Raw genomic sequence first — 25,360 nt, 5'->3', positions numbered from 1 at the left:
TTTTGGCGCCAGCGCAATCAGGCTGGAACCGTTTTTAAGGTGGCAACCGACAGGCCAAGCGCTTGTGCGTAGCGCTCCAGGTCGGTGGCGCCCAGATTGGCGAAGTGCTGTGGCTTCAGGTGGCGGCGAACGCGCCAGCGCCAGAATCCGGTGCTCTGTGCCAGCAGCGCTTCATCCATGCGCCGTTCATGCATCCAGTAGGCCAATGAAGAAGCCTGACCAAGCCGCACTTGCTCCAGCGCGCTGGTTGCAAGATTTTGCAAACTGGTCAGCGCCTGGGTGGTGACAATTTCTTCAACTTCCCAGCCTTCACTGGCGGCGATGCGCAAGCGTCCCTGTGCATCTTTGGCATACACCACCTTGCGTTGACCACCCAGCGTCGTGTTGCGCTCCTGGGGCACCTCTTTGAGTTCCATCAGCACGCCTCCATGAAAACAAAACCACTGGAAAACCGCCCGCTCTCGGGGATGAACATCAGGACTTTATGGCCTGGCTGGATGCGACCCGACTGAAACAGCTCGTCGAGCATGATGTAGGGGGCGGCCGAACCGGTGTTGCCCTTGCGGGTCAGGTTGGTGAACCAACGTTCCCGGGGAATCGGCAAGCCAATGTCTGCCAGCGCCTGCATCACCGGTTCGTAAAAATACATGGACGAGATGTGGGGCAGGAACCAATCGATGTCTTCTGCCTTCAGCCCATGCTTTTTCACCAGCGCTTGCAGCGGCTCCGCCAGCGTGGCGCGAACGATGTTCGCGTTGAGCAGCTTCACATCCTGCTTGATGGCAAAAACCGAACGTTCCTGCTGCTGCTGCGGCGTGAAAGTCAACCAGCCTTGCAAAGTGTCTGTGCCAGGTTCTTTGTCAGCGCCCGCGTACATGCAGGTGGACAACTCATGGGCCGCAGAAGACAGCGAAATCCAGTCGATGCGCAAAGACAGGGTTTCGCCAGGCGCGTTCTGCAGCATCAGGGCGGCAGCACCGTCGGAGAGCATCCAGCGCAAAAAATCCTTCTCAAAGGCAAGTTCCGGGCGCTGCTCGAGCGCCTGCAGTTTGTGTTGTACCTCTGCCTCAAACCGGTGACCCCGCATCATGGGCGACACCAGCTCCGAGGCACAGGCCACTGCTTTGCTGGCGCTCCCGGTAGCGATCGACATCCAGGCGTGCTTCAAGGCAGCAATGCCGGACAGGCAGATGCCCGCACAGGCCACAGCCTCCAGGCGGGGCCAACCCAGCTCGCCGTGCACCATCACCGCATGGTTGGGCAGCAACTGATCCGGCGTGGACGTTCCGGTGGCCAGCACCTCCACGCCCGCCGGGTCGCCCAGGGCACGGATGGCGTGGGCCGTGAGCTGCGCGTTGCTCATGGCCGTCTCGCCCGTGGCACGGTCAATGGCGTAATGGCGCGAGGTAATGCCGTTGCTGCGCAGCACCAGCGCACGGGCCCGGGACGGCCGCTCGCTCACCATGCCCAGCACCGACTCCATTTCGTCGTTGCCCACGGGGGCGAAGGGCATGTACGCGGCGGTGCGCGTGATGTAAACGGGGCTGGTCATACCGACTGGCTCGCAAGCTGCTGCAGTCGGGCCTCGAACTCGGCCTCTGCGGCATCGCTGAACATGGCCATGCGTTCACCGGAACTGCCTGATGGCAGCTCGAATTCGGTCTTGAGCTTTGCAAAGCGCTTGCTCATGAAAGGCCGGAGCAGCGCTTGCACCGTCAAACTGATCGGGACCACCGTCACGATCAGCAGAATCAGGAATGCTGTGTAGGTGGCCAGCAAGGGTTTGCGCTGCGGTGCACCAGGGGCCCCAAGGGAGCGGATCCAGCCGCCCCAGATGCGAAAGCTGGCCGTTCCGGCGCGCTCACTCACCAGCAAATGGGGATTGGCTTGCGCGGCCTCCAACCCCGCCAACATCGGCGCTCCCGTTTTCTCGTCGTCGTTGTGCAAGGCCTCACGCAGTGCCCTTCCGAAGCGGCGCGAGCCCGATACCTGAGCGGCAGTCAAGCCTGCAGGAGGCAGCCCCCAGAACCCGTTCTTCTTGCCGAACCACAACCAGCGCGGTGTGGTGATGAGCGTGGCCAGCGTCGGACTGAGATCCGTCAAGGCCACGTTGTCGACCAGCTTCGCACCCACGTCCTGGAGCAAGCCCTTGACCTTTTCCTGGGCCATCAACCACATGTTGCGGCAGGCAATCACGGTCACCACTGGCTTGCCCTTGAGCAAACGCGCGCCTTGTTCGCTCTTCAGGAACGACATCACCGGCAGCGAAGGGGCCAGGTACCAGACCTGGTAAGGCAGGATCACCAGGTCGAAGGCCTCGTCTGGGTCAATGTCCAGCGGCTGCATGGGGCAAGGCTGCATCAGGGCCGACTCCGGGAAGGCGTCCATGAATGGAAAGAATGGCCAGGGGTAGGGAAACGGTTTGACCGGGCGCAGCGCGTGCACGCTCACCTCTATGGCTGGATCGGCCTCCAGAGGGGCGAGAATTTGTTCGACAACGTCTGAGAGCTGCCCTGTTTGCGAATAGAGCAGAACCAGCACACGTTTTTTGGAGATCATGTCAGGCAGGCATAAAGAAAGCGCCGTCATCGACCTCGTGGGATGACAGAATGGAAATGCATGGGCTGGTGGAATACACGACCACCCGGCGCCGAGCGCAACCCACTATTGTCAACCAGTTTCCGAACAGGCCCCTCGGGGGAGCCGCCACCCAGCCCACACCAGGCGAGACGCGGTGTTTGCAGCCAGGGGCCCGAGGGGCAAACCCGAACGCCGTCCGGGCGGCTGCCGCCAGTTCACAACAACACGTATTGCCCGCAAACCCACGGCAGGCAAGGCTTCAGATCATGGCGCCGTTGATCGAAATCACCTGCCCGGAGATGTAACCCGCCCGATCCGATGCGAGAAACGCCACCAGGTCGGCCACTTCGCTGGCCCGCCCCGCCCGCTGCATGGGCACCATTTTTTTGATCATGTCGCCATCAAACTGGCCCTCGGCCATGCCACTGTCGATGATGCCGGGCGCCACCACGTTGACCGTGATGTTGCGGCTCGCCAGCTCCAGCGCCAGAGACTTGCTGGCCGCATGCAGCGCACCTTTGGCCGCGGCATAGTTCACCTGGCCCCGGTTGCCTGCCACAGCAGCCACCGAGGAGATGTTGATGATGCGGCCCCAGCGGGTACGCAACATGGGCATGGTGAGGGGTTGTGTGACGTTGAAAAAACCGTTCAACGACACATCGAGCACCCGATCCCACTGCTCGCCGCTCATGCCGGGAAATACCGCATCGTCGTGGATGCCGGCGTTGTTCACCAACACCTGAATCGACCCGGCTTCGGCCAGTGTGTCCAGCGCCTCGGCGGTGGCCACGCGGTTGGTCACGTCAAAACTCACCGCCTCGGCACTGCCACCGCTGGCCACAATGGCGTCCACCAGTGTCTGAGCCTTGGCCAGGCCCCGGTTGGCGTGCACGATCACATGCAGCCCATCGGCGGCCAGCTGGCGGCAAATGGCTTCGCCAAGACCACCGCTGCCGCCGGTGACCAAGGCCCGTTTCATGGCTTTTACTTCGTTCATAGGGTTTGGGCATCGAGCACCACCGACGCGCGCCCATCCAGCAGGCAGCGGTCACCATGGTGTATTTGAAATTGATAAAGAATGAGACGGGCATCACCGGACAGCCGCTCGGCGGTCACACGCAAAGGGCCCGTCACATCATCGAGGCGCGTGGTGTGCAAATTCAAACCCCGCACGCTGGTCAGGTAGCCCTGCGTGGGCTCGCCGCCCTCGGGAGCCAGCAGGCCCCCGTGAACCGCCATGGCCTGGGCTGCGTATTCAACACCCGACGCCGCGCCCAGGCGCCCCTCGGCACGCAAGGGGTTGTCGGGCAGGGTGTGGCTCAGTGCTTCGCAAACGATGCGGGATTCATCCCATTCCAGCACGGCATTGAGCAGGCACATCGTGCCCTGGTGGGGGATGTGGGCTGCGATCCAGGCCCGGTCTAACACGGTGTCACGTCCAGTTCGATCTGTTGCGGTGCCAGGTAGTCCAGGACCACCGAACCGCTCTCGCCACGCGCGAGACGCTGCAAAAATGGCAACGCGCGCATGGCCGGCACCTGCTGGCGCAGTTGCTCAAGGGCCGGGTCGGCCATGGTGGCTGCGCGCGCGCGCGTGGTGTGCAACTGAATCCGGGCTTTGGCGTTCGGGCCGGGCCGGGCGCTCAACACCAGGGCCACACCGGCGCAATCGGGGGTGTCGCGCTTGGCGAACAAGGGCTGCGGGTACTCGCTGTCATAGGCCACCAGCAAGACCGACTCCCCGGTGCAAGCCACCTGGGCCATCGCGTCCAGCAAGCCAGCGCCCAGACTGGCGTCAAACGCACCCACCACCTGGCACGGGGCCATGCAGCGCGTGGCAATGCCCCAATAACCGGCGGCCGCGTTGTGCACCGAATTGTGAAAACGCGTGGGCGAGAGCTGCCGATCGTCTGTGGCCAGCTGTTCGCACAGGGCGTGGCAGTTGTGGCCATCGGCACCCGATGCGCTGAACACCGTGGCGAGCGTGCCCGCATCGGCCCCGGCGTGGGCCACCGCTTCCAGCCCCAACCCCAGGCTGAGCTTGATCACACGGCTGGCACGGCGGCGTTCCGCCGAGGGCAGCAGCGTGGGGACCGGCAATACCGAGGAGGCAGACACATAAGGCTGCTCGCCGCGCAGCACCGCGCTGGCCACAGCCCAATCCGGCATGCCGGGCGCGATGAAGCCGATGCCGTCGATCCAGGCCTGCATCTTGAGAGCCGGCTGTGCGCTCATGCTTGCACCCCCAGAATCATGCTGCAGTTGCTGCCGCCGAAGCCAAACGAGTTGGACAAGGCGCGCTTCAAGGGGGCATCGCTGCCGTGTTGTGCGTAGTTCAAATCCAGCCCAGGGTCGAGTTGCTGCGTACCAGGGCTGCCCGGCAGGCGGCCATCGATCAGTGCCATGGCACATATCACCGCTTCAATCGCGCCGGCGGCTCCCAGCGTGTGGCCGGTGGCGCCCTTGGTGGAATTACAAGGCACGCGGCGGCCGAATTCGGCGGCAACGGCCAAGCCTTCGGCGGCATCGTTGGCCGGCGTCGCGGTGCCGTGCAGGTTGATGTAGTCGATGTCAGCGGCGACCAGACCCGCCGCCTTGAGCGCAGCGGCCATGGCCATGCGTGCGCCCAGGCCTTCCGGGTGGGGGGCTGACATGTGGTGCGCGTCGCTGGACTCGCCCACACCCAGCAGCATCACCGAGCCAGGTGCAGCGCCCTCGGCCCGCTCCAGCAAGGCAAAGCCCGCGCCTTCGCCGATGGACAAACCGTCGCGGCTGGGGTCGTATGGCCGGCAAGGCTGGGTCGAGGTCAATTGCAGAGAAGCAAATCCATACAGGGTGGTCAGGCACAGGGAGTCCACACCCCCGACCACGGCAGCATCGATGGTGCCCAACGCGATCTGGCGCGCGGCAGCGGCATACACCTTGGCGCTCGATGAACAAGCCGTGGAGATCGCCATGGCCATGCCTTCCAGGCCGAGGTATTCACGCGCAAAGGCCGCCAGTGAAAACGCGTTGTGCGAGCCACCGTAATCAAAATCGGCCGGCAATGCACCGGTTTCAGGGTCGCGCCGGCGGTAAGCCAGTTCGGTTTGCAAGATGCCGGCGGTGCTGGTGCCGAGAAACACACCCACGCGGTCGGCCCCGTAGCGCTGCGTGGCGCGCTTGACCTGCTCGGCAAAACCATCGGCTTGCAAGCCCATTTGCACCAGGCGGTTGTTGCGGCAGTCAAACCGGCTCAGATGCGCGGGCAATTGAACGGCGTCAACGCCATCAACGGCACCGATCCACGTTTCCAGCGCCACCGACTCGAAATCGCAAGGCTTCAGACCCGATCGCTCTGCGCGAAGGGCCTCCCGGTTGGCCTGCACGCCCTGACCTAGGCAAGTCGTCAGGGTGAAGGCGGAAAGTTGTAATGGGTACACAGGGCGGTTCAATCGGTCAAAGAAAGGATCTTAGAGGATGGGCCAGACCGGCAGTCGGTACTTTTGGTGCGTGGCGCGGTCCTCGGCGGTCACCGTTCGGCTTCCTGCAAGGTGACGGGGTTCAGGTCGGCCTGCTTCAAACGCTGCAACAAACGGGGCAAGGTGCTGAGAATCACAGGCTCGCCAGAAGCGGTGTGTGCGGCGTGGCCATCGTGCATGAGCAGAATATCGCCGGGGCCCAGGTCGCGGGTCAGGCGCTGCAACACACGCTCGGGGTCGGCATTGACCGTGTCAAACGGGCGCCGGGTCCAGGCGGCCAGTTGCAAATCCAGCTCCGCCAGCACCGGCTCCAGCAAGGGATTGCGCAAGCCCGCCGTGGCGCGGAAAAAGCGCGGCGCCTGGCCGGTGAGATCGGCCAGCGTGGCCTGGGCGGCGGCGATGTCGGCACGCATGCGCTTGGGACCGAACAGTGAAAACGCATTGGAATGCGAATCCCCATGGTTTTCGACGCCGTGGCCCCGGGCCACGATTTCGCGGCACAAGGCGGGCGCCTGGCGGGCGCGCCAGCCAATGCAAAAGAACGTGGCGCGAACACCGGCCTCGTCCAGCAGATCCAGCACCTGCGGCGTGACCTCCGGATCGGGCCCGTCATCGATCGTGAGGGCCACCTCCCGCCGAGCCGCCGACGCGCTGGGCAGCGAGACCCAGTTGGGCCCCAGCCAGGTGGACCGTGGCAACAAGCCCGAGACCGTCAAAGCCGCGTGGTTCACCACCAGTGCGCCCAGCGCCCAGGGCCAGGCCCCGGGAACCACCGCCGCACCCACGGCCGCAGCCCCATGCAAGGCAACCGAGGCCTTCAAAAAGGGCGCGGGTCTCCAGGGTCGGCTCATGGCGTCCCCCCTTTTTCAACGGCATCACCAGCGCGCGGGTCAAAGTGGCCCGCATCCAGAAACCGGGTCCACAGCGGCATCCAGGCAGCCCAGTCGTGTTCGCCCGCCACCTCGGCGAAAACGGCATGAGGAAGCTGCTTGACCAGCAACCGCATGCCATCGGCAAAGCGGTCTTGAGCGCCATAGCCGAGAAACATGGGATTTTGAAAATCGGGGCGCTGCAACCAATGCCACATGCGGAACTCCGCATCCTTCAACTCTGCTTCACTGGGTTCCCAGGCATCGAGTCCCCCTGCCCTGCGGATGTGGTTGATGGTTAAACGGTTGCCCGGATAAGGCGCCAGCAAACAAACGCCGTCCACTGGAACGGCATGCTCGGCCAGGCAGGACAGCGTGAGCTGCCCGCCGCGCGAAATGCCTGTGAGCCACACGTGCTCGTACTGCGCCCGGGCCGGTGTCACCACGTCGTCAGCCAACACCCGCAGCGCCTCACTGTTGCTGTCGCCCAGGGCATGCAGGTTCACCGCGAGCAAGTCGAGGTTCAAGCCCCGCTCGCGCACCGCGCTGAACATGCCCGCGTCCACCATGTGCTGAGGGGTCATCAGGGCGCCCGGCAAAAGCACCATCAACGACGGTGCGCACTGGCAGTCGGTGATTGCGCTCAGGGCCTGGAGGACGGTCATCGGCGTTGTGGGGGGTAGACGAAGACGGCCGCGAGCAAAAGTGCCAGGAGTGCGCCGGGCCCGACGGTGGTGCCAATGGCGTTCAACACCGGTACACGGGACGCCGCCAGTGTGCCAAAGCCAATGGCGGTGGTCAGGGTCGCCACGCAGAGAGACATGAGCGTGGCCGCATCCAGGGGCTCGCCTCCCGCCGCACGGTCAAAGAACAGCGCGTAGTTCGACCCCACCGCCACAATGAGCAACATGCCCACGAGGTGCAGCAAATGCAGTTTTTCGCCCGACGCATGCAGCCCGGCAATCACCACCGCCACCGTGAGCACCAGGGTGACCAGCACCCGCATCAACCGGACGGGCGAGCGCAGCGTAAACGCCAGCAAGAGCACGATCAAGGCGCAACCCGCCAAAGACAGGCGCACGGCTTCGCTTACATAACCGCCATACAACGTGTCGAATTCGCCCTTCATGTCGACAAACACCGCACCGCTGCCGGCCAGGGCCGATTCGAGACGGTCCACGGGCATGTCGCCTTCGTCAGAAGGCAGGCGCAAGGGCAGCATCACGTTCCAGCCCCCGGCACTCTGGGTCAGCATGGCGTCGACCGCGAGCGCCATCGCAGTGCCGTCGAGGTCTTTGCGCTGGAGCGGGCCGGCAGATCGCGCCGACGCCACGCCTTCGACGAACGGGCCCAGCTTGCTGGCCGACAAGGGTGAATCCACGAGCGCCGCTGCCAGGCGAGCCTGCAGCACAGCAGGCTCGGGCAAAGCCGCCAGACGCCGGTTTTGCCGCTCTGCACTGGGCAGAAACCGCACCGGGGTGTCGTATCCACCGATCACACCTTCACCCACCAGACCATTCAGCAGGTCTCCGACCTGCTCTGCCGCCTGAAGTGCGGCCTCCTGGCTGGCGCCTGTCACCAAGACAAGGTAGCGCGCATCGGGCGCGGCCAGATCGGCGCGCAAACGCCCGTCGTTGGCGCCCTCGGCCTCGGTCACGGTGGACAAGGCCGACAAATTGGCCCCCCACAAATTGCCACGTTCCAGCCACAGGTAAGAGCCCGCTGCCATGGCCAGGGCCAGCACCCCGATGCGCAGGCGGTAGGCCTGCCCCAGCAGCGTCAACACGCTGTGCACCCAGCGCCCGGGCTCGGGCACGCTGTGCACTTGCCCGGCCAGAATGGGCAGAACAAACCGCGTCACCAAGGCCGCAGTGACAACGCCCGACAGCGCATACAGACCCAGTTGGGCAAGGCCCGGAAAACCCGAGAAAAGCAGCGCCCCGAAACCCAGAGCCGACGTCATCACGCCCAGGCGAATGGTGGGCCAGAAGGAGCGCCGCCAGTGCGTCAGGCCGAGGCGGCCCGATTGCACAAAAAAGTAAATGGCGTAGTCCACGGCCTCGCCGATCAACGCAGAGCCAAAACCCACCGTGATGCCGAAGACGGTGCCGTACACCAGGCTCACAACCACCGCACCGGCCAGTGCACCGCTCAGCATCGGCAACAAGCCCAGCGCCAGCAAGCGGGGCGAACGGTAGGCCCACAACAAGACGCCGACGATGCCCAGGGTGCTGATCAGCAGCAGCTTGGACACTTCCGCCTTGATGGATTCACGCGACTGCACAGCAAACAGGCCCGGCCCCGACAATTGCATGGACAGGTCTGCCCCGCCACCGCTAGCCAGGCCGGCTTTGGCGGTGTCGAACGCTTCGCGAACCCGCTCGATGGCCTGGGCCTGGCCATCGATGTCGGAGCCTTGCGCACGCGTTTCGAGCAACATCATGGCGCGCTCGCCATCGCGCGATGCCCAGACGCCGGCCCGCATCTCGGGCTGCGCCCCGGGGTTGAGCTGCTCCAGCACCGCAAGCAGCTCGCCCGTGGGGTCTTGCGCCAGGAAAGGCTTGATCAACAACCCCATCGGCGAGGCGAGCGACTGGATCGTGTCGCCCACGGCCTCGCGCAAACCGGCTTCGGAGAAACGCTGCTCGTTGACAGCCGGGCTGAGCTGGTAGCGGTAGCGCAAAAAGAAATCGCGCTCACCATCGGTGGCGGCGGCTTCGCCGTTTTGCACCGACACAAATTGCCCGCCCGCCAGCAAGCCTTTGCGCATGGCGCGGGAGGCCTGCGCGCGCTGGGACTCGCTGCCGCCCTCGACCGCCAGCATCAACAGACGCGACACCGAGCCATCTTGCAACTGATTCACCAGAACCTGCTGCTCCGGGGTGGGTCGCGAAGGCAGGAAGAAGGAAATATCGGTCGAGAAGCGGCTGTTGGCCACCACCGCCACGCCGCCACACATCAGCAGCACCCACAGCAGAAAAACGCGCAAGCGCGATGACATCATGGTTCGAGAACCTCGATGGTCAGCTCCGAGCGGTCACCATCGACCTGCAGGTACTCGATGCGTTGCACCTGCTTGTGGCTGCCACTGACGGTGACACGCTGCAGCAGCGCAGCGATCTCCGGCTCGGTGGGCAGCAAGGTCAGTGTCCAGCCAGTGCGCTCGCCCTCGAGTTCCAGTCGGTAATGCGCTTCCAGGGCCTGCCGGTTGCCAGACAGCGTGCTGCGGATGCTCTCGACGAATGCCTGTGCCTCGGGCCGGCTCGACACATTGATCGACATGCGCCGCTTGTCGCGCTCCATGCTGAGCGTGTCTTTGTCGAGCACCATGCTCTCGGGCTTGGGCAGCAAGGTGTGCTTTTCCAGACGGTGTGGCGGGGTGTAGAGCATTTCGCCCGACGCCACCACCGGCTTGTCTAGCAAGGCCACAAAACGCTTCTCGACAAAGCGCGCCCGGCCACCCTTGTTCTGGGCGAGGTCGGCCATCAGCTGGTCCACGCTGTAGGCCGCATGCGCCAACGAAGCCACCAGACCCAGCCCCAGAATTGCCCATCGAACAAATCGCTTCATTTGGTCCGCCAAAAATTGAAAAAATTGAACCAGTTGTAGGGCTGGCGCCTGCAGTAGCGCTCCATGCAACTGACGTAACGCGCCATGGCCTGCTCAATCGCCGCCTGGCGATCGGCGCGTTCCACTTGAGAAAAATCGGCCAGCTGCTCAAAGTGCAGCTCATAGCGGTTGCCGCCCATGTAGAGGCCGGCCATGAAAAAAACGGGGCGTTTCAGCATCGCAGCCAGACGCCAGGGCCCGACCGGGAACGGTGCCGGGTGTCCCAGGAACTCGATCATTTCCATGGCGTCATCACCGAGCGTGCGGTCTGCCAGCATGCCCACCATGTAGCCATTCTGCAGCTTGTCGCGCACTTCCAGCATCGACTCGACCCGGCCCAGCGGGATGATATCTTGCATGGCCCTGGGATTGATGGCCGCCAGGGTGTCGTTGAGCTTGCGGGCATTGTCCTTGTACATCAGCATGGCCACCTTCAACCCGCCGGCACCCCAGCCCACAGCACGCAGGGCCTCAAAGCTGCCCAGGTGCCCGCCCACCAGAAATGCGCCCTCTCCATCTTTCAGGCTGCCGCGCACCGCCTGCACACCCTGGACCTGGATATCAAAATCGCTGAACCGGTCGTTGAGCAGGTAGATGCGGTCGTGGATGGTGCTGGCAAAACTCAATACGTGGCGGTAGCCATCGCGCCAGCCCGCGGGTCTTCCCAGCGCACGTTCCAGGTATTGACGGCTCGCACGGCGCGCTGTGGGTGCGAACAAAACAAAGTAGGCGGTGATGCCATGCAGCACCACACGCCCCAGTCGCCGCCCAAAAGTGAGCGACAGCCAGACCATGAAACGCAGCACCAGGGCGTGGCTGCGTTCCTCCTGCTGCATCCAGTCGGCTTGTCCGTCTTCGGTCATGCCTGCTGCGCGGTCAAACTGCCCGAGGCCACAGCGCGCCCGTCGGCGCCTTGAACGTTGAACCGCCAGCCACCGCGGGCGTCCGGCGTGAGGGCGAAGCCGAGTTCTTCGCCCGGCCCCACAGGGCTCAGGAATTTGCTTTGAGACACGGTCCAGCCAGCCCCGGCAAGCGTGCCTTCGCCGGCGTCCATCGCAGCCTGGGCACAAAGAAGGGCTCGGTCCAGCAGCACCACGCCCGGCAAGATCGGGTTTCCGGGGAAGTGCCCTGCAAAGGCCGGGTGCGTCAACGGCACCTGCCAGGTGAAACGCTGCTCGGTCATGCTGATGCTTTCTTGCTGTTTTGCCCGTAGAGCGACTGCAGAGCCGAGCGCGGCAGCTTGCCCATGGGGTTGCGCGGCAGGGCCTCGACCCACACCAGCGGTCGCGGCATGAAAATGGGATCCACGCGCACCCGCAAGGCTGCCATCAACACCGAACGTGTCAACCGGGGCGCCACCACGAATGCGGCCAGCCGCACAACCTGCTGCCCGGCACCCTCTGCGGGCTCGTCGGGCATGAAAAAGGCCCCGTCATCCACGCCGTCAATGGCGAGCAACTGGTGGTTGAGGTAAGCCAGCGAGGTGCGCTTGCCCGCGATGTTGATCAAATCGGCATGGCGGCCGTGCAGCAGGAACCGCCGGTCGGCCTGCAGTTCGATCAGGTCCGACAAAGGCACACGGCCACCCACATGGCCGCCGTCGGCACAGGTTTCGTCCCCGCTTTGCAGCAGTTGCACACCCGGCAACAAGCGCCAGGCGAGCCCTGCGGTGGTTCTGCGCCAGGCCAGTTGCGACGACTCGGTGGATCCGTAGATCTCGAACACCGGTGCACCGCTGCGCGCCTCAACCTGCGCGGCCAGCTGTGCATCCAGTGGCGCCGTGGCCGACAGCCAGGCATCCACCGCAGGCCAGACCACGTCCGATGCCAGCATGTTGCCCAAATGAAACGGCGTGGTCACCACCATGCGTGGACGGGGCACCGCCTGCACGGATTCCGCCACGTCTTGCGGGTAAAACGGCCGACCGCTCCAGAACGCACAGCCCCCGTGCAAGGCCATCAAAAATGTGGACTCGAATCCGTAGCTGTGTTGAACCGGCACCGTGCCCACCAGGGCGGTGTGGCTGCCCAGCAAGCCCAATCCTTCGGCCTCTGCGCGGCCATTGGCCACCAGCATGGCCCAGGTTTTGCCGTGCGCCTGCGGCAAGCCGGTTGAGCCCGAGGTGAACAGCACCGCCACCACCCGCTCGCCGGCAATCACCGGTATGCCGTCCACCGGCTCGGTTTCACCGGCCTGGAGGTCGACAAAAACCACCCGCGGCAAAGGCAACTGGTCGAACCCGGTGTCGGTGACCGCGAATGCGCCGGCATGGTCCCGGGCCAGTTGCCCCAGCGTCTGGATGGAATGGGAGGCAGGCTGAAGGCTGGTCTTGCCGGTCAACAGACAGGCCGCGAACACCACGGCAAAGTGGTACCGGTCTTCACAAAGATTGACCACCCAGCCGGACGAAGGCAGGGCTTTGGCCGCTCGCTGGGCATCGGCCAGGAATGTGCGCACAGGCACCGCCCCTTCAGGGCGCCATGCGATGACATCATCCAGCGCAGCACTGCTCACCAGTGGCAGTTCAGCACCCGTCACCCCATCGCTCCCCGAAACAGGCGAAAAGAGAACGGGTTCATTTTGTGCGGTGTTGGGCGATGTGGGCACACAGAGTGCGCAGCGAAGCAAAGATCAACTGGTTCTGTTCGCCATCCGAACGCAGCTGAAACCCGTAGTGCCTGGACACCGACAACGACAGCTCCAGCATATCGATTGAATCGAGTCCCAGGGTATCGCCATACAAGGCCCCATCGGGTTCGATGTCGCCCGCCGCCACGTCCAGGTTCAGGGCTTCAACGATCAAGGCGGCCACTTCGGGTATCAGTTGATCGATATCGGCTACTGCATTCGATTCGGTCAAGATTTGCCTCCATGGGGTGCGTTTCCGGCGCTGCGAAACGCCAACACCGCATTGCTGCCACCAAAGGCAAAAGAATTGGACAGCGCTGCGTGAAATGGCACCTGGCGCCGCCCTTCAAAAACATGGTCGACACCACCACAGGCCGGGTCCAACCGGCCGGCCAGATTCGCCGTTGGCGCAATGGCCTGATGACAAAGACTCATCACCGTTGTCACGGCTTCAATCGCTCCGCCTGCCCCCATCAGATGACCGTGCATCGATTTGGTGGCACTCACGGGCAGGGCCTGGGCCCGATCGCCAAAGACCACCTTCAACGCCGCCACCTCGGTCGGGTCACCTTCAAGTGTTGCCGTACCGTGGGCATTCACATAGCCAATGTCTTCGGGATTCAATTGGCCGTCTTTCAACGCGGCACGGATGGCCCGAACCTGGCCTTCAGCTTCCGGGCGCACCAGATGGCTGCGATCACAACTGGCGCCATAACCGACCATTTCAGCGTGAATGCGCGCACCGCGCTGTACCGCGTGCTCCCAATCCTCAAGGACCAGTGCCGCTGCGCCCTCGCCCAGCACCAAGCCTCGGCGGTCCGATGCAAAAGGCCGGCAGGCGGCAGGTGCAGTGAGCTCGTCGCCGGGCGAAACAAGCCGCATTGCGTCCCAGGCGCGCGCCACGCCATAGGTTTGCGTTGCGTCAGAGCCTCCAGTGATGGCGACAGTGGCCTCCCCCGAACGCACACGCCGAAAAGCCTCGCCTATCGCCACCGAAGAAGAGGCGCACGCGACCGTGTAGGTCTGACTGGCTCCGCCCAGACCGAGTTGAATCGACAGGTGGGCGTTAACCGCGTTGTTCATCCCCATCACGACAGACAGCGGTGACAAGCGCTCGCGGCCCTTCTGCCACATATCGCGATAGCCTTTTTCAAAAGCCATCACGCCACCCAGCGCGGTACCCCAAAGGCAATCCCAGTCATCACGCAGTTCCGGTGCATCGGCCTCGCGCTGCAGCCCGGCGTCGGCCCAGGCCTCAAACGCCGCGGCCACGCCCAATTGGGAAAACCGCTCCATCATGCTGGCCAGCGGTTTGCCCAAGGCGGCGCCAGGATCGAAACCCTGACACATCACAAACGGCATCGCCAACGGGCGCGGCACGTCATCGGTCTGCAAAAAGCGAACCGCAGAACGGCCGTTGAGCAAGTTTTCGAAGAATGCGTCGATGCCTGCTTCTTCATAGGGGCTCACGAGCCCCAGGCCCGTCACCGCAACGCGACGCCCGCTCATGAGGAAGAAGCTTTTGCCGCCAGCAAACCGTCAAGCAGCGTCACCATCTCGCCGACCGTCTTCGGGATTTCCACGTCGGAATCGATGGAGATGCCCAGGTTGTCTTCAGCCTCAAACATCAACTCGGCGAGCATCAGGGAGTCAACGCCAAGGTCGACCAACACGGCAGACTCAACAACCTGTTCGCGTTCTGCCCCCAAACGGTCATTAAGGAACTTGGCTATCAATTCGATGGATTGCATGACATACATTTAAGCTAATGCGAGCTTCACACCCACCGCCTGGATGGGCAAGGCAACCACCCAGTGGTGGCAACCGAACTGAAAACTCGCGAAAGGACTGGACGGGAAAAGGCCCGAACAGGCCATCTTTGCGTACTTTTTGAGCATTTGATTGTACCCGCAGCCACCCAAGAACCCGCCCGCCGAACACACGGCTTGTTTCGCTTGCTCATGACACTTTTCAGCGCCCCGCACTCCCAATTCACACCCGTGGCACATCCGGGCTCACCGGAGGGCTCCGCATGATCGCGCCCTGGGCCCGGGCGCTGGGTCAACGGTTCACCGTGCTCTGGTGGCTCAAGGGGGTGGGCACCACGGTATTCATGACCCTCTTTTTCTGGGCCTACTTCACCATTCTCGAGAACCCGGCCAACCCACCCATCGAAGTACCCACGTTGGTCATCGATCGCTGGATCCCACTCACCCCATGGGCCTACTCGATCTACATCTCACTCTGGGTGTACGTGTCGCTTCCACCGGCTTTTTTGCTCAATTTTCGCGCGCTGCTGCATTTTGGTCTGTGGGTATCGGCCATGTGCGTCGCTTGCCTTCTCGTTTTCTGGTGGATCCCCACACAAACGCCCACCTTTGACATCGACTGGAGCCTTTACCCTGGGCTCTCGCTTATCAAAGGGGTAGACGCACCGGGCAATGCCTGCCCCTCCTTGCATGTAGCCTCGGCCGTCTTCACCGCATTCTGGCTGCAACGCATATTGTCCAAAGTGGGCGCACCCCAGTGGCTGCACTGGGTGAATGCCTTGCATTGTGTGGCCATCGCGTGGTCAACCATGGCCACGCTGCAACACGTTGCACTGGATGTCATTGCCGGTGCTGGTGTCGGCGCGGTGTTCGCATGGGGCTCACTGCGCGCGCTCGACCGCCGCAGCGAACTGCTGGAAATATAGGCCGTATCTGCCCCTCGACCCAGCAGCCTATTCAGCGCAACCACCAGACCCCAAACCTGTCACCCAACAGCCTCTCCGCGCCAAGCTCGCGATGGCCTTCACTCAAAGGGACCCCATGTCCAGCGAAGTATCCCAAACCCTTGGCCCCATCGTCACCCTGCTCGGGGCCGCAGTGGTCGCTGTGCCCCTGTTTCGAAAGCTGGGACTGGGTTCGGTGCTGGCCTACTTCGCGGCCGGCTTGCTGGTCGGGCCTTCGGGTGTGGCTTTGTTCACCGACCCGCAAGCCATTCTTCATGTGTCCGAACTCGGGGTGGTGATGTTCCTGTTCATCATCGGGCTGGAGATGCGGCCGCAGCGGCTTTGGAGCCTGAGACAGGACATTTTTGGCCTGGGACTGGCGCAGGTCTTGTTGTGCACCGCGTTGCTCAGCGGACTGGGGCTGTTGCTGGGTCTGTCGGCGCTCGTCGCCTTTGTGGGTGCGGCGGGATTCGTGCTGTCTTCCACTGCGGTCGTGGCCCAGGTGCTCAACGAACGCGGTGAAACCCATACCGTGGCCGGGCAGCAAGCCGTTTCCATCTTGCTTCTGGAAGACCTGGCCGTGGTACCGCTGCTGATCCTGGTGGCCTTTCTCGCGCCCGACCATACGGCCACCTCGAGCAACGGCTGGCAGTCGGTGGGCGTGGCGCTGGCGGCCGTGGCCTTGTTGTACGCGGCGGGGCGCTGGGTGATCAACCCGGTGTTTGCCTTGCTGGCCGCTTCCCGGGCACGCGAGGTATTGACGGCGGGTGCCTTGCTGGTGGTGTTGGGCGCGGCCTTGCTGATGGAAGCCGCCGGTCTCTCCATGGCCATGGGCGCATTCATGGCGGGCGTGTTGCTCTCGGGTTCGAGCTACCGCCACCAGATCGAGGTGGACATAGAACCCTTCAAAGGCATTCTGCTGGGTCTCTTCTTTCTGGCCGTGGGCATGTCGCTCGATCTCGCCCTGGTGATCCAGCAATGGATGTTCATCGGCGTGGTGTTGCTGGGCTACATGGCGGTCAAGGCGGTGGGCATTTACACCGTGGCGCGCCTCTTCGGCAGCAACCGGAGAACAGCGGTTTCGCGCATGACCCTGTTTGCCCAAGGGGGCGAATTTGCTTTCGTTTTGTTTGCCGCGGCTCAAACGCAGGGCCTGATCGACGCACCGACGCAAGCGCTCCTGTCGGCCGTGATCATTCTGTCGATGGCGTTGACCCCGCTGGTGCTGATCCTGGCCAAACACCTGATTCCAGCTGAGTCGCCTTCCATGCACGACACCGAAGCCGCGCTGGACCTCAAAGGAAAAGTTCTGTTGATCGGCTTCGGCCGATTCGGCCAGATCGCCAGCCAGGGCTTGCTGGCACAGGGTTTCGAGGTGTCCACCATCGACAACAATCCTGACCGCATCCGCGATGCGGCGCGTTTTGGCTACAAGGTCTACTACGGCGATGGGGCACGGCTCGACATACTTCACGCCTCGGGCGCGCAGCACGCACAAGTCATCATGGTCTGCGTAGACGATCGCGATGCCTGCATGCACATCGTGACCCTGGTCAAAAGCGAATTCCCGCAGGCTGCGGTACTGGCCCGGGCCTATGACCGACTGCACGCCATCGAACTCATACAGGCCGGGGCAGACGTACAACAGCGCGAAACACTGGAGTCGGCGCTTTCGCTGGGGTGCTCAGCTTTGGAGCGGCTTGGGCTCGACAGCGCCGAAGCGCGGGAAGTCATCGACAACATACGCCTGCGCGACCAGGAGCGGCTCACGATCCAGGTCTGCGAAGGCATCAAACCCGACCCGACTTACGCCAGCCAGATGCTGGCGCCCGAGCCGTTGAGCCCGGTGCGCACCACCAGCAGCCCGGGGCAATGATCAGCCCTTGAATTTGGCAGCGATGCCCGCCACGCGTTCACCGAAGAGGCGCGCGGTTTCCAGATCGCCTGGCAACATTTCGTTGGCACCTGCATCGGAAGGGCTTTGCGCAATGGCGCCGCTGTATGACACCAGGTAGTTCACATCGTTGCGTTGCGCCCCCTTGGTGTTGCTGGGCATCAGGCCCTGGCTGACCCAGATCATGCCGTGCTGCATGGCCAGGGTGAACAAGGTGTTCAGTGTGGACAGCTTGTCACCGTTCATGCCTGCGGAGTTTGTGAAGCCGGCCGCGATTTTGTCTTTCCAGGCCTGAGAAAACCAGGGTTTGCTGGACGCATCGGCGAATTTCTTGAATTGCCAGCTCACCGAACCCATGTAGGTGGGGCTGCCCATGATGATGGCGTCGGCCTCGTTGAGCAACTCCCAGCCGCCCTCTGGCAAATTGCCGTCGGCGTCAATGGCCAGCAATTCGGCTTGGGCACCATCAGCCACCGACTGTGCCATGCGATGGGTGTGGCCGTATCCCGAATGAAAAACCACGACAACTTTGGACATGAGAAGACCTCTTGAAAGGTGCGCAGCCAGACCATCCGGCCACGCGGGTTGGGGAAATGAACGATCCGGCTCAGGCTTGGCGACGGGCGTCAAGGCTGAAGGCCCCGGCGCCATGGGCCGCGAAAGCCAGCAAACCACCGACCACGCCGATGTTCTTGAAGAACATCAGTTGCTGCATCATTTGCTGGTCTGCAGGCAAAGCCCAGTAGCCATGGAAGAAGTAGCTGGCCACAAGGGTGAAGAAGGCCAGCGCCAGCGCGGCATAACGGGTCTGAAAACCCACCAGCAAAGCCAGACCACCCAGGATTTCTACCACCAGCGCGATCGCCACGCCCACCTGCGGCAACGGCAGACCCATGGCCGTTGCGTAGCCCACGGTGCCGGCGAAACCGGCGATCTTGCCGAAGCCGGCGGGCACAAAAAACACGGCCAGCAAAACACGGCCCAACAAGGCCAGGGGGTTCTTCAACGCGTTCATGAAAGCTCCAGAAAAGTGAAACAGGGGAAAGAAGAAAGAGCGGGTCGACTTGCGTCAACCCGGCAACGCAACAAACGATCAGGGGGCCAGATCGAACACCAGAACTTCGGCGTCCTGACCCGCGCCCAAAGTGACTTTGGACTCCCCGGCCAAGGCCACGGCATCACCCGCCTGCAGCCGCTCACCATTGACCTCCAGCGAGCCGCGCACCAGATGCACATACGCCATGCGCAGGGGATCGAGCGCCAGCTCGGCCTCGTCCGCCCCATCGAACAGTCCTGCGTACATGGCCGCATCGGCATGCATGCTCACCGAACCACTGGCACCGTCGGGCGAGGCCACCAGCTTCAACTGCCCGCGTTTCTCGCTCGCGGGGAAAGTCTTTTGCTCATAGCCGGGCTCGATACCCCGCACATTCGGCTCGATCCAGATCTGCAAAAAATGGGTCGTCTGATTGGGCGCGTGGTTGAACTCGCTGTGGCGCACGCCGGAGCCCGCGCTCATGCGCTGGACATCGCCAGGCGGAATGCCTTTGACATTGCCCATGCTGTCTTTGTGGGCCAGGTTGCCTTCCAGCACGTAGCTGATGATCTCCATATCGCGGTGACCGTGGGTACCAAAACCGGTGCCGGGGGCGATGCGGTCTTCGTTGATGACCCGCAGGTTGCCCCAGCCCATCCAGCGCGGATCGTGGAATTCGGCAAATGAGAACGAATGCTGGCTTTTCAGCCAACCGTGGTCGGCTTGACCACGGGCGTTGGAGCGTCGAACTTGCATCATGGTGGCTATCCTTTGTTTGCCGCCTGGTCCGGAATGGCTTCGGGGCATGAGGGGTATTGTGGAATCCCCACCCTCCCGAGCGTCGGCATGGCATTGATGGCATCATTCAAATTTTCTGAACATTTCAAGCCCCAACCATGTCCAAAACAACGCCCCGTGCCGCCTTGTCGCCCGAAAACCTGGGGTTGATCGAGGCCGTGCACCGGCTGGGCAGCATGGCTGCCGCTGCCCGGGAGCTGGGCATGGTGCCCAGCGCGCTGACCTACCGCGTACGCCAGGTCGAAGACTCGCTGGATGTGCTGCTGTTTGACCGCAGCGCACGCCGCGCCCAGCTCACGCCCGCAGGGGCCGAGTTGCTGCGCGCGGGGCAAACGCTGCTGCAAGAGCTCGACGCTGTGGCCGAGCGCGTCAAACGCGTGGCCACCGGCTGGGAGCCCCAGTTCACCATCGCGGCCGATGCCATCATTGCCCGCGCCACGTTGTTTGAACTCTGCGAAGCTTTCTACGCGCAAGGTGGCCCCACCCGGATCAAGATTCGCGCAGAAACCCTCTCGGGCACGCTGGAAGCACTGCAAAGCGGTCAGGCAGATCTGGCGCTGGGCGTGACCAGCGAGGTGAGCTTGCCCGATATCCAGAGCGCCCGGCTGGGCGCGATGCAGTTTGTCTATGTGGTTGCACCCCACCACCCTTTGGCTCCGCTCACGCATGCGCTCTGCGACGACGAGCTGCGCGCACACCGCGCCGTGGCCGTGGCCGATTCCACCCAGCGCGGCAGCGGCATCACCTTTGGACTGGCAGCGGGCCAAGACGTGCTCACGGTTCCCACCATGCAACACAAACTTGAAGCCCAGCTGCGGGGTCTGGGGGCAGGCTACATGCCGCAGGCGCTCGCACAACCGTATATCGACAGCGGTCGGCTCATCGTCAAGGCGCTGGAGCAACCCCGGGCCCCGTTCGCCCTCAACTACGCCTGGCGAAGACCACGGAGCACCCCGGAAACCGGGCGTGCCCTGCGCTGGTGGCTAGAGCGGCTGGAACACGCCACCACCCGCGAAGCTTTGCTGCACAACCACCACCAGATCTGACCTCCGTAAACACCCCAAGCAATCTTGTTCCGCCGCAGGCCCACACGCGCACAGGGGCTGCTACAGTCGGACGCATATTGGCCAACCGAAGAGGCGACATGAAAAAAAGCAAAACCCCCACAGCCCCGTCCAGACCAGCGCGCGCCCCAGCGGCGGTGCGCAAAAAACCGCCTGCAACCAAGACCCAGGCACTGCACATCGCGGTGGTGGGTGGCGGCATGGCCGGCGTGGTCTGCGCACGAACGCTGCTGCAGGCGGGCCATCAAGTCACCCTGATCGAAAAGAGCCAGGGCTTTGGCGGCCGCATGGCCACCCGCCGCACCGAGTTCGGCGGTTTCGACCACGGCGCTCAATATTTCACCGTGCGCGACAAGCGCTTCGCCCAAGTGCTGCTCACCGCGCAGGATCAGGTCAAGGCATGGAGCGTGAGCACGGTGCGCGTGCTCGACGAACTGGGTCACGTGCTCGCCAGCGCCCCGCCACCAAGCGAACCCCATTTTGTGGCCATGCCAGGCATGAGCGGCCTGGTAAGCCACTGGGCCCAGCCGCTGGCTCATCCGGAGCGCCACAACGTGAGTGGCGCGCGCACGGTCATGGAGACCCGCGTCACCCACCTTGAACGCGACGCGCTCAACGCCGAACAATGGCAATTGCGCGCCGAAGACACAGAGGGTGGTCAGCATGTGTACGGCGGCTTTGACCGCGTGGTGCTGGCACTGCCCCATTTGCAAACCCACGACTTGCTGATGGCCTCAGGCCATTCGCCAGAACTGCGCCAGCAACTCAACAAAGTCACCGTGGCCCCTTGCTGGACACTCATGGTGGCCTTCCCCAACGCCATGCAGCCCAACCTGCCGCACATTGGGCCCCAATGGAACGCGGCCCGCAGCACCCACCACCGCATCAGTTGGCTGGCCCGCGAAAACAGCAAGCCCGGCCGCGAACGCATCGAGCGCTGGACGGTTCAGGCCAGCCCCGCCTGGTCGAGCAAGCACCTGGAAGACAGCGAGGATCGCGTCAAGGGAAAAATGCTCAAGGGCTTCGCCGAAATCACCGGGATTCGCGCCACCCCGGCCCACGCCGTGGTGCACCGCTGGCGCTTTGCCCAGACGCAAGTGCCACTGGGGAAGTCACACATTTTCGACAAGTCCCTCGGCATTGGTCTGTGTGGCGACTGGTGCCTGGGCCACCGCGTCGAAGACGCGTTTGTCTCCGGCCTGGATCTGGCGCTGGCGATAGCGTGAATCCGTCGGTGGCGAACAACTTCGCCGCCGGGCCGCCCCAAGGCGAGGCAGCCCCCTCGGGAGGCAGCGACCCGCGACAGCGGCGGAGCGTGGGGGCAATTGCTTACAGAGGACGCTTTGCGCCCTCACCCACGGGCCCGCTGCATGCGGGCTCACTTGTAGCTGCCTTGGCCAGCTGGCTTGACGCCAAAGCCCAGGGAGGCACCTGGCTGGTACGCATCGAAGATGTAGACACACCGCGCTGCATACCCGGCGCAGATCAAACCATTCTTCAGCAGCTCGCTGCCTGCGGCCTGATCAGTGACGAACCCGTCATCTGGCAATCGCAGCGTTCGGCGTTGTACCAGTCGGCGCTTGATCATCTGATTGAAGGCGGGCAGGTCTACCCCTGCGCCTGCTCCCGCAAAGACATCGAAGCCGCGCTGAGCGCACAAGGTGTGCAAACCGAACGCCACCAGGCAGCGGTGTACCCAGGCACCTGCCGCCCCGGGCGCGGTGGACTGCAAGGCCGGCCTGCAAGGGCCTGGCGCTTCGCCGTCCCGTCGCCTTCCGAGGTGATTTGGCAGGACCAGCAGCTGGGCGAACAACGGCAACACGTGGCCGACGAGGTCGGCGACTTTGTACTGAAACGCGCTGACGGGCTATGGGCCTACCAATTGGCCGTGGTGGTCGACGACGCCGCACAAGGCATCACCCATGTGGTTCGCGGCCAGGACCTGGCCGACAACACGCCGCGCCAGATCCTGCTGCAACAAGCGCTGGCCTTGCCCACCCCCGCCTACCGCCACACGCCTTTGGTCTTGGGCCACAACGGCGAAAAGCTCAGCAAGCAAAACCAGGCCACGCCTCTGGATACCACTCAGCCATTGCAAAGCCTCAACCAGGCAGCCAGATTGCTGAATTTGCCCAAGTGCACAGGCACGGTTTCAGCCGCTTTAACCCGTTGGGTGCAGGCTTGGCGGCGTGCGCTGCAAGCCCACGAAGGTAGCGTTCAGGGTTGACGTTCAAGCGCTCTTTCGATCCCGCGTGCGTTCGCTTTTTTGGGTACCCCATTGGCCGAGTTTCACCCGTACCCGTATAACTCTGTTACAAGTGGCTGGCTGGGTATTTCCAGAAAATCCGGAATGCTGAGATCGCCGGCAAAACCACCGCCACCGCAGGGACGTAAGAAGATGCCACCAGAGCATCCCTGAAACAACCGTTCAGAATGACCCAACAACCCCCTGCCCTGGCCACGCCACCACGAAACAACCATGCCGAATACCTGCTGCTGCTTCCCGGCCTGCTGGCCTTCGTCTCCTTCACCGCCCGCGACTTCCCACTGACCACCACGGCGCTCGTCGTCGCATCGGTGTTGCTGTTCGTGGCATGCCTGTGGGCCGCCCAACAGTTGCTTGGCCGCTGGCCGGCTTTGGTGTTTGCCCTCCTGGCCGCCGCTGTTGGCTGGTTCGCAGAGCAAATGGGCTCTTCCCACGGCTGGTTTTTTGGCCAATATGCCTATACCGATGTGCTGGGTATACGAATGGGCGACGTGCCGCTGGTCATCCCCATCATGTGGTTCGCTTTGTGCCTCATCGGGTATGTCATGGCTTGCTTTTTACTGTGGCGTCAGCCGGTGCTGGCCAGCCGCAACAAGGGCGCGATGCTGCTGACTTCTTTTCTCGCGGCCATGATCGTGACCGCGTTTGACCTGGGTGCAGACCCATATTTTGTCTTCGTGCTCAAGGCTTGGATCATGGCCAAGACCGACGGCGGATGGTTTGGTGAAACCTTGCAGGGGTTTGCAGGCTGGATGTTCATTTCCTTTGTGATCGTGCTCGGCTACCAGTGGTGCTGTGCACCCTGCGCCCCAGTTCAACCGACAACCCATACCCGACGCGCCGCACTGATTGCGCTGCTCATCTATGCCAGTGGCATGGCTTTTCAAATGGCACTGGGACACCCCATCGAAACGCGCGCCATCGCCTTCTTCGCCATGGGCACGCCATTGCTGGTCGCAACGGCCACCTGGTGGCAATGGAAACAGCCCGGGAAGGAGCACCTGAATTGATGGACCCGAAACAGCTCCGGACATGGGAAGGCTCAGCAGACCCGCTGGCCGATCGCACCGTCGCTTCCTGGCTCGAGCCAGGCCAACTGCTCGACAGCGCCAGCATCGCCCAGGCCAGCCGCATGATGAACGACTGGACGAACAACGGCGTGTTGGCGCAATGGGCGCCCGCAACCGACGCCGATGGCGCCAACAACAGGGTCGGGCCAGCATTGCAGCGGTACTTGTCCGAAGGCGTGGCATTGCCCAATTGGGCCGACCCGGCAAAGCTCACCCGAGGAGAGAAGCTCTTCATGGATCACGGCCCTTTGGCGTGCACCCTGCTGTTCTGCTCCAGCCTGCCTGAGTGCTACGTGCTGCCCAACCTGGCAGAGGTATTGCAAATCGCAGGCCAATTGGAGACAAACACCGAGCACCGGATCCGCCAGACCGCGGCGATGGTATTCCCCGTCATGATGCGCGGTGGGCTTACGAGCCCTCACGGGGCCGGGGTGGCGCAAGTGCTCAAGGTTCGACTGATTCACGCGACCATCCGCCACCTGATTCTGCGTGGCACACCGGGTACCGGTGTAGGTGGCCAGCCGATCGTTCTCGAAGCGGAACAACCCGTGAAACTCCACCAGGCCCTGGAGGCACACGGGTGGGACGTCTCAACCCAGGGCCAACCCTGCAACCAGGTGGAACTGGCATACACCCTGCTCACCTTCGGCTATTGTTTTCTGCGCGCCATGCGCAAGCTCAACCAACGGCTTGCCCGCGAAGACGAGGAGGCCTTCCTGCACACATGGAATGTCATGGGCCATGTGCTGGGCATTCAACATGAACTGATGGCTCACACCATGGACGACGCCGAGGTGTTGTTTGACCTGATTCGCGAACAAGCCCGCCACCAGCAGCCCCATCCCGACCCCAGGCCAGCCCTGGGGCAAGCACTGTCCAAAACCATGGCCCAAGCCATCGCGGTCCCGGTCATTCGCCACCTTCCAGTGCCTCTCACCCAGTGGCTCATGGGTCCCAAAGCCGCGCGCCTTGTCGGTATCGGCGAACACGTGCCGTGGTTGACGCGACTCACGTTTCGAACAGGGCTGCTTCTGACCCAGTGCGTTGATGGCATAGTGCGGCTATGGGCTCCTCATTTTTCGCTGTCGCGCTTGTTCACCCGCGTGCTTGGGTACCATCTCTTGACCCAATTCCTGTTGAGTCAGACCCGCCCCCTCAATCTGCCCGATCAATTGATTGATGCCATGCACCAGACCGTCGCAACCTGGGGCGATGATGCATACGCCCCCTCCATGCTTAACCGATTGGAAGACCGCATGACCACTCAGGGGCCATGGACGGTCAACCGACACCCTCCCAGGCAAGCAACATGAGTGTCATCTCGCAAGCGTCAATGCCGCAGCCTCGGTGGGACCGCCACCAAACCGACAGGC

At 63.2% G+C, this 25,360-nt stretch carries 27 protein-coding genes; 7 read left to right on the top strand and 20 right to left on the bottom strand.

What is annotated here, in order from left to right; translation table 11 throughout:
* Nucleotides 1-17 precede the first annotated feature (17 nt).
* The 17 genes from LPB072_RS08645 to LPB072_RS08565 form a co-directional block, all read right to left on the bottom strand.
* Entirely contained in the window at nucleotides 18-416 is a 399-nt protein-coding gene (locus tag LPB072_RS08645; RefSeq protein ID WP_066094206.1) for a hypothetical protein, read from the bottom strand.
* Nucleotides 416-1,552: a beta-ketoacyl-ACP synthase III gene (locus LPB072_RS08640; RefSeq protein WP_066094203.1), complete on the bottom strand. Its 1,137-nt coding sequence runs from the start codon at nucleotides 1,550-1,552 to the stop codon at nucleotides 416-418. Before LPB072_RS08640 ends, LPB072_RS08645 begins: the two co-directional genes overlap by 1 nt.
* Nucleotides 1,549-2,559 (bottom strand): hypothetical protein, encoded by a 1,011-nt coding sequence (locus LPB072_RS08635; RefSeq protein ID WP_066094200.1) that lies wholly within the window; start codon nucleotides 2,557-2,559, stop codon nucleotides 1,549-1,551. Before LPB072_RS08635 ends, LPB072_RS08640 begins: the two co-directional genes overlap by 4 nt.
* A 280-nt stretch (nucleotides 2,560-2,839) precedes the next feature.
* A complete protein-coding gene (fabG, locus tag LPB072_RS08630; RefSeq protein ID WP_066094196.1) occupies nucleotides 2,840-3,559 on the bottom strand; it encodes a 3-oxoacyl-ACP reductase FabG in 720 nt (239 codons plus the stop codon).
* Nucleotides 3,560-3,573: 14 nt separating this feature from the next.
* Nucleotides 3,574-3,960, bottom strand: coding sequence for a 3-hydroxylacyl-ACP dehydratase (locus tag LPB072_RS08625; protein ID WP_082877092.1), 387 nt, complete (start codon nucleotides 3,958-3,960; stop codon nucleotides 3,574-3,576).
* 41 nt (nucleotides 3,961-4,001) lie between these two features.
* On the bottom strand, nucleotides 4,002-4,814 hold the full coding sequence (locus LPB072_RS08620) for a beta-ketoacyl synthase chain length factor (RefSeq protein ID WP_066094191.1): 813 nt from the start codon (nucleotides 4,812-4,814) through the stop codon (nucleotides 4,002-4,004).
* On the bottom strand, nucleotides 4,811-6,001 hold the full coding sequence (locus tag LPB072_RS08615) for a beta-ketoacyl-[acyl-carrier-protein] synthase family protein (protein WP_066094830.1): 1,191 nt from the start codon (nucleotides 5,999-6,001) through the stop codon (nucleotides 4,811-4,813). The genes LPB072_RS08620 and LPB072_RS08615 overlap by 4 nt, the downstream gene beginning before the upstream one ends.
* Before the next feature lie 89 nt (nucleotides 6,002-6,090).
* Nucleotides 6,091-6,891 (bottom strand): polysaccharide deacetylase family protein, encoded by an 801-nt coding sequence (locus tag LPB072_RS08610; protein ID WP_066094188.1) that lies wholly within the window; start codon nucleotides 6,889-6,891, stop codon nucleotides 6,091-6,093.
* Nucleotides 6,888-7,574 (bottom strand): alpha/beta hydrolase, encoded by a 687-nt coding sequence (locus LPB072_RS08605; RefSeq protein ID WP_066094183.1) that lies wholly within the window; start codon nucleotides 7,572-7,574, stop codon nucleotides 6,888-6,890. The genes LPB072_RS08610 and LPB072_RS08605 overlap by 4 nt, the downstream gene beginning before the upstream one ends.
* Nucleotides 7,571-9,913 carry an MMPL family transporter gene (locus tag LPB072_RS08600; RefSeq protein WP_066094180.1) on the bottom strand — a complete coding sequence of 781 codons (2,343 nt, stop codon included), beginning with the start codon at nucleotides 9,911-9,913 and terminating at the stop codon, nucleotides 7,571-7,573. The genes LPB072_RS08605 and LPB072_RS08600 overlap by 4 nt, the downstream gene beginning before the upstream one ends.
* Entirely contained in the window at nucleotides 9,910-10,479 is a 570-nt protein-coding gene (locus LPB072_RS08595; RefSeq protein WP_066094177.1) for a LolA family protein, read from the bottom strand. Before LPB072_RS08595 ends, LPB072_RS08600 begins: the two co-directional genes overlap by 4 nt.
* Complete coding sequence (locus LPB072_RS08590) at nucleotides 10,476-11,381, bottom strand: LpxL/LpxP family acyltransferase (protein ID WP_066094173.1); 906 nt, start codon at nucleotides 11,379-11,381, stop codon at nucleotides 10,476-10,478. The genes LPB072_RS08595 and LPB072_RS08590 overlap by 4 nt, the downstream gene beginning before the upstream one ends.
* Nucleotides 11,378-11,701, bottom strand: a complete 324-nt coding sequence (locus LPB072_RS24135) for a 3-hydroxyacyl-ACP dehydratase FabZ family protein (protein WP_066094170.1) — start codon at nucleotides 11,699-11,701, stop codon at nucleotides 11,378-11,380. Before LPB072_RS24135 ends, LPB072_RS08590 begins: the two co-directional genes overlap by 4 nt.
* Nucleotides 11,698-13,056 (bottom strand): AMP-binding protein, encoded by a 1,359-nt coding sequence (locus tag LPB072_RS08580; RefSeq protein WP_066094827.1) that lies wholly within the window; start codon nucleotides 13,054-13,056, stop codon nucleotides 11,698-11,700. The genes LPB072_RS24135 and LPB072_RS08580 overlap by 4 nt, the downstream gene beginning before the upstream one ends.
* 37 nt (nucleotides 13,057-13,093) lie before the next feature.
* Nucleotides 13,094-13,378 carry a phosphopantetheine-binding protein gene (locus LPB072_RS08575; protein WP_066094168.1) on the bottom strand — a complete coding sequence of 95 codons (285 nt, stop codon included), beginning with the start codon at nucleotides 13,376-13,378 and terminating at the stop codon, nucleotides 13,094-13,096.
* Entirely contained in the window at nucleotides 13,375-14,655 is a 1,281-nt protein-coding gene (locus tag LPB072_RS08570; RefSeq protein ID WP_066094165.1) for a beta-ketoacyl-[acyl-carrier-protein] synthase family protein, read from the bottom strand. The genes LPB072_RS08575 and LPB072_RS08570 overlap by 4 nt, the downstream gene beginning before the upstream one ends.
* Nucleotides 14,652-14,897 (bottom strand): acyl carrier protein, encoded by a 246-nt coding sequence (locus tag LPB072_RS08565; RefSeq protein ID WP_082877111.1) that lies wholly within the window; start codon nucleotides 14,895-14,897, stop codon nucleotides 14,652-14,654. The genes LPB072_RS08570 and LPB072_RS08565 overlap by 4 nt, the downstream gene beginning before the upstream one ends.
* 281 nt (nucleotides 14,898-15,178) lie before the next feature.
* Here LPB072_RS08565 and LPB072_RS08560 point away from each other — a divergent pair, with 281 nt between their 5' ends.
* Both LPB072_RS08560 and LPB072_RS08555 read left to right on the top strand, forming a co-directional pair.
* Nucleotides 15,179-15,841, top strand: a complete 663-nt coding sequence (locus LPB072_RS08560) for a phosphatase PAP2 family protein (RefSeq protein ID WP_066094159.1) — start codon at nucleotides 15,179-15,181, stop codon at nucleotides 15,839-15,841.
* Between the two features lie 115 nt (nucleotides 15,842-15,956).
* A complete protein-coding gene (locus tag LPB072_RS08555) occupies nucleotides 15,957-17,735 on the top strand; it encodes a monovalent cation:proton antiporter-2 (CPA2) family protein (RefSeq protein WP_066094156.1) in 1,779 nt (592 codons plus the stop codon).
* Here LPB072_RS08555 and LPB072_RS08550 read toward each other — a convergent pair whose 3' ends face one another.
* The 3 genes from LPB072_RS08550 to LPB072_RS08540 form a co-directional block, all read right to left on the bottom strand.
* Nucleotides 17,736-18,290, bottom strand: a complete 555-nt coding sequence (locus LPB072_RS08550) for a flavodoxin family protein (RefSeq protein ID WP_066094153.1) — start codon at nucleotides 18,288-18,290, stop codon at nucleotides 17,736-17,738.
* Between the two features lie 70 nt (nucleotides 18,291-18,360).
* Entirely contained in the window at nucleotides 18,361-18,768 is a 408-nt protein-coding gene (locus LPB072_RS08545; RefSeq protein ID WP_066094150.1) for a DoxX family protein, read from the bottom strand.
* A 78-nt stretch (nucleotides 18,769-18,846) separates the two neighbouring features.
* Nucleotides 18,847-19,548, bottom strand: a complete 702-nt coding sequence (locus LPB072_RS08540) for a pirin family protein (RefSeq protein ID WP_066094148.1) — start codon at nucleotides 19,546-19,548, stop codon at nucleotides 18,847-18,849.
* Between the two features lie 137 nt (nucleotides 19,549-19,685).
* Between LPB072_RS08540 and LPB072_RS08535 the strand changes: the two genes are divergently transcribed.
* From LPB072_RS08535 to LPB072_RS08515, 5 genes are all read left to right on the top strand, one after another.
* A complete protein-coding gene (locus tag LPB072_RS08535) occupies nucleotides 19,686-20,633 on the top strand; it encodes a LysR family transcriptional regulator (RefSeq protein WP_066094146.1) in 948 nt (315 codons plus the stop codon).
* Nucleotides 20,634-20,851: 218 nt separating this feature from the next.
* A complete protein-coding gene (locus tag LPB072_RS08530) occupies nucleotides 20,852-21,877 on the top strand; it encodes an NAD(P)/FAD-dependent oxidoreductase (RefSeq protein ID WP_066094824.1) in 1,026 nt (341 codons plus the stop codon).
* 98 nt (nucleotides 21,878-21,975) lie between these two features.
* Complete coding sequence (gene gluQRS, locus LPB072_RS08525) at nucleotides 21,976-22,878, top strand: tRNA glutamyl-Q(34) synthetase GluQRS (protein WP_066094821.1); 903 nt, start codon at nucleotides 21,976-21,978, stop codon at nucleotides 22,876-22,878.
* Nucleotides 22,879-23,084: 206 nt separating this feature from the next.
* Nucleotides 23,085-23,927 (top strand): carotenoid biosynthesis protein, encoded by an 843-nt coding sequence (locus LPB072_RS08520; protein ID WP_066094143.1) that lies wholly within the window; start codon nucleotides 23,085-23,087, stop codon nucleotides 23,925-23,927.
* The gene (locus LPB072_RS08515; protein WP_066094140.1) at nucleotides 23,927-25,300 is read left to right on the top strand and encodes an oxygenase MpaB family protein; all 1,374 of its coding nucleotides are present in this window, start codon (nucleotides 23,927-23,929) and stop codon (nucleotides 25,298-25,300) included. The genes LPB072_RS08520 and LPB072_RS08515 overlap by 1 nt, the downstream gene beginning before the upstream one ends.
* Nucleotides 25,301-25,360 lie beyond the last annotated feature (60 nt).

It is taken from the genome of Hydrogenophaga crassostreae, assembly GCF_001761385.1.
GTDB classification, from domain to species: Bacteria; Pseudomonadota; Gammaproteobacteria; order Burkholderiales; family Burkholderiaceae_C; genus Hydrogenophaga; species Hydrogenophaga crassostreae.
Note: the sequence above shows the minus strand (reverse complement) of the source record. Positions and strands in the feature narration are given on the sequence as shown.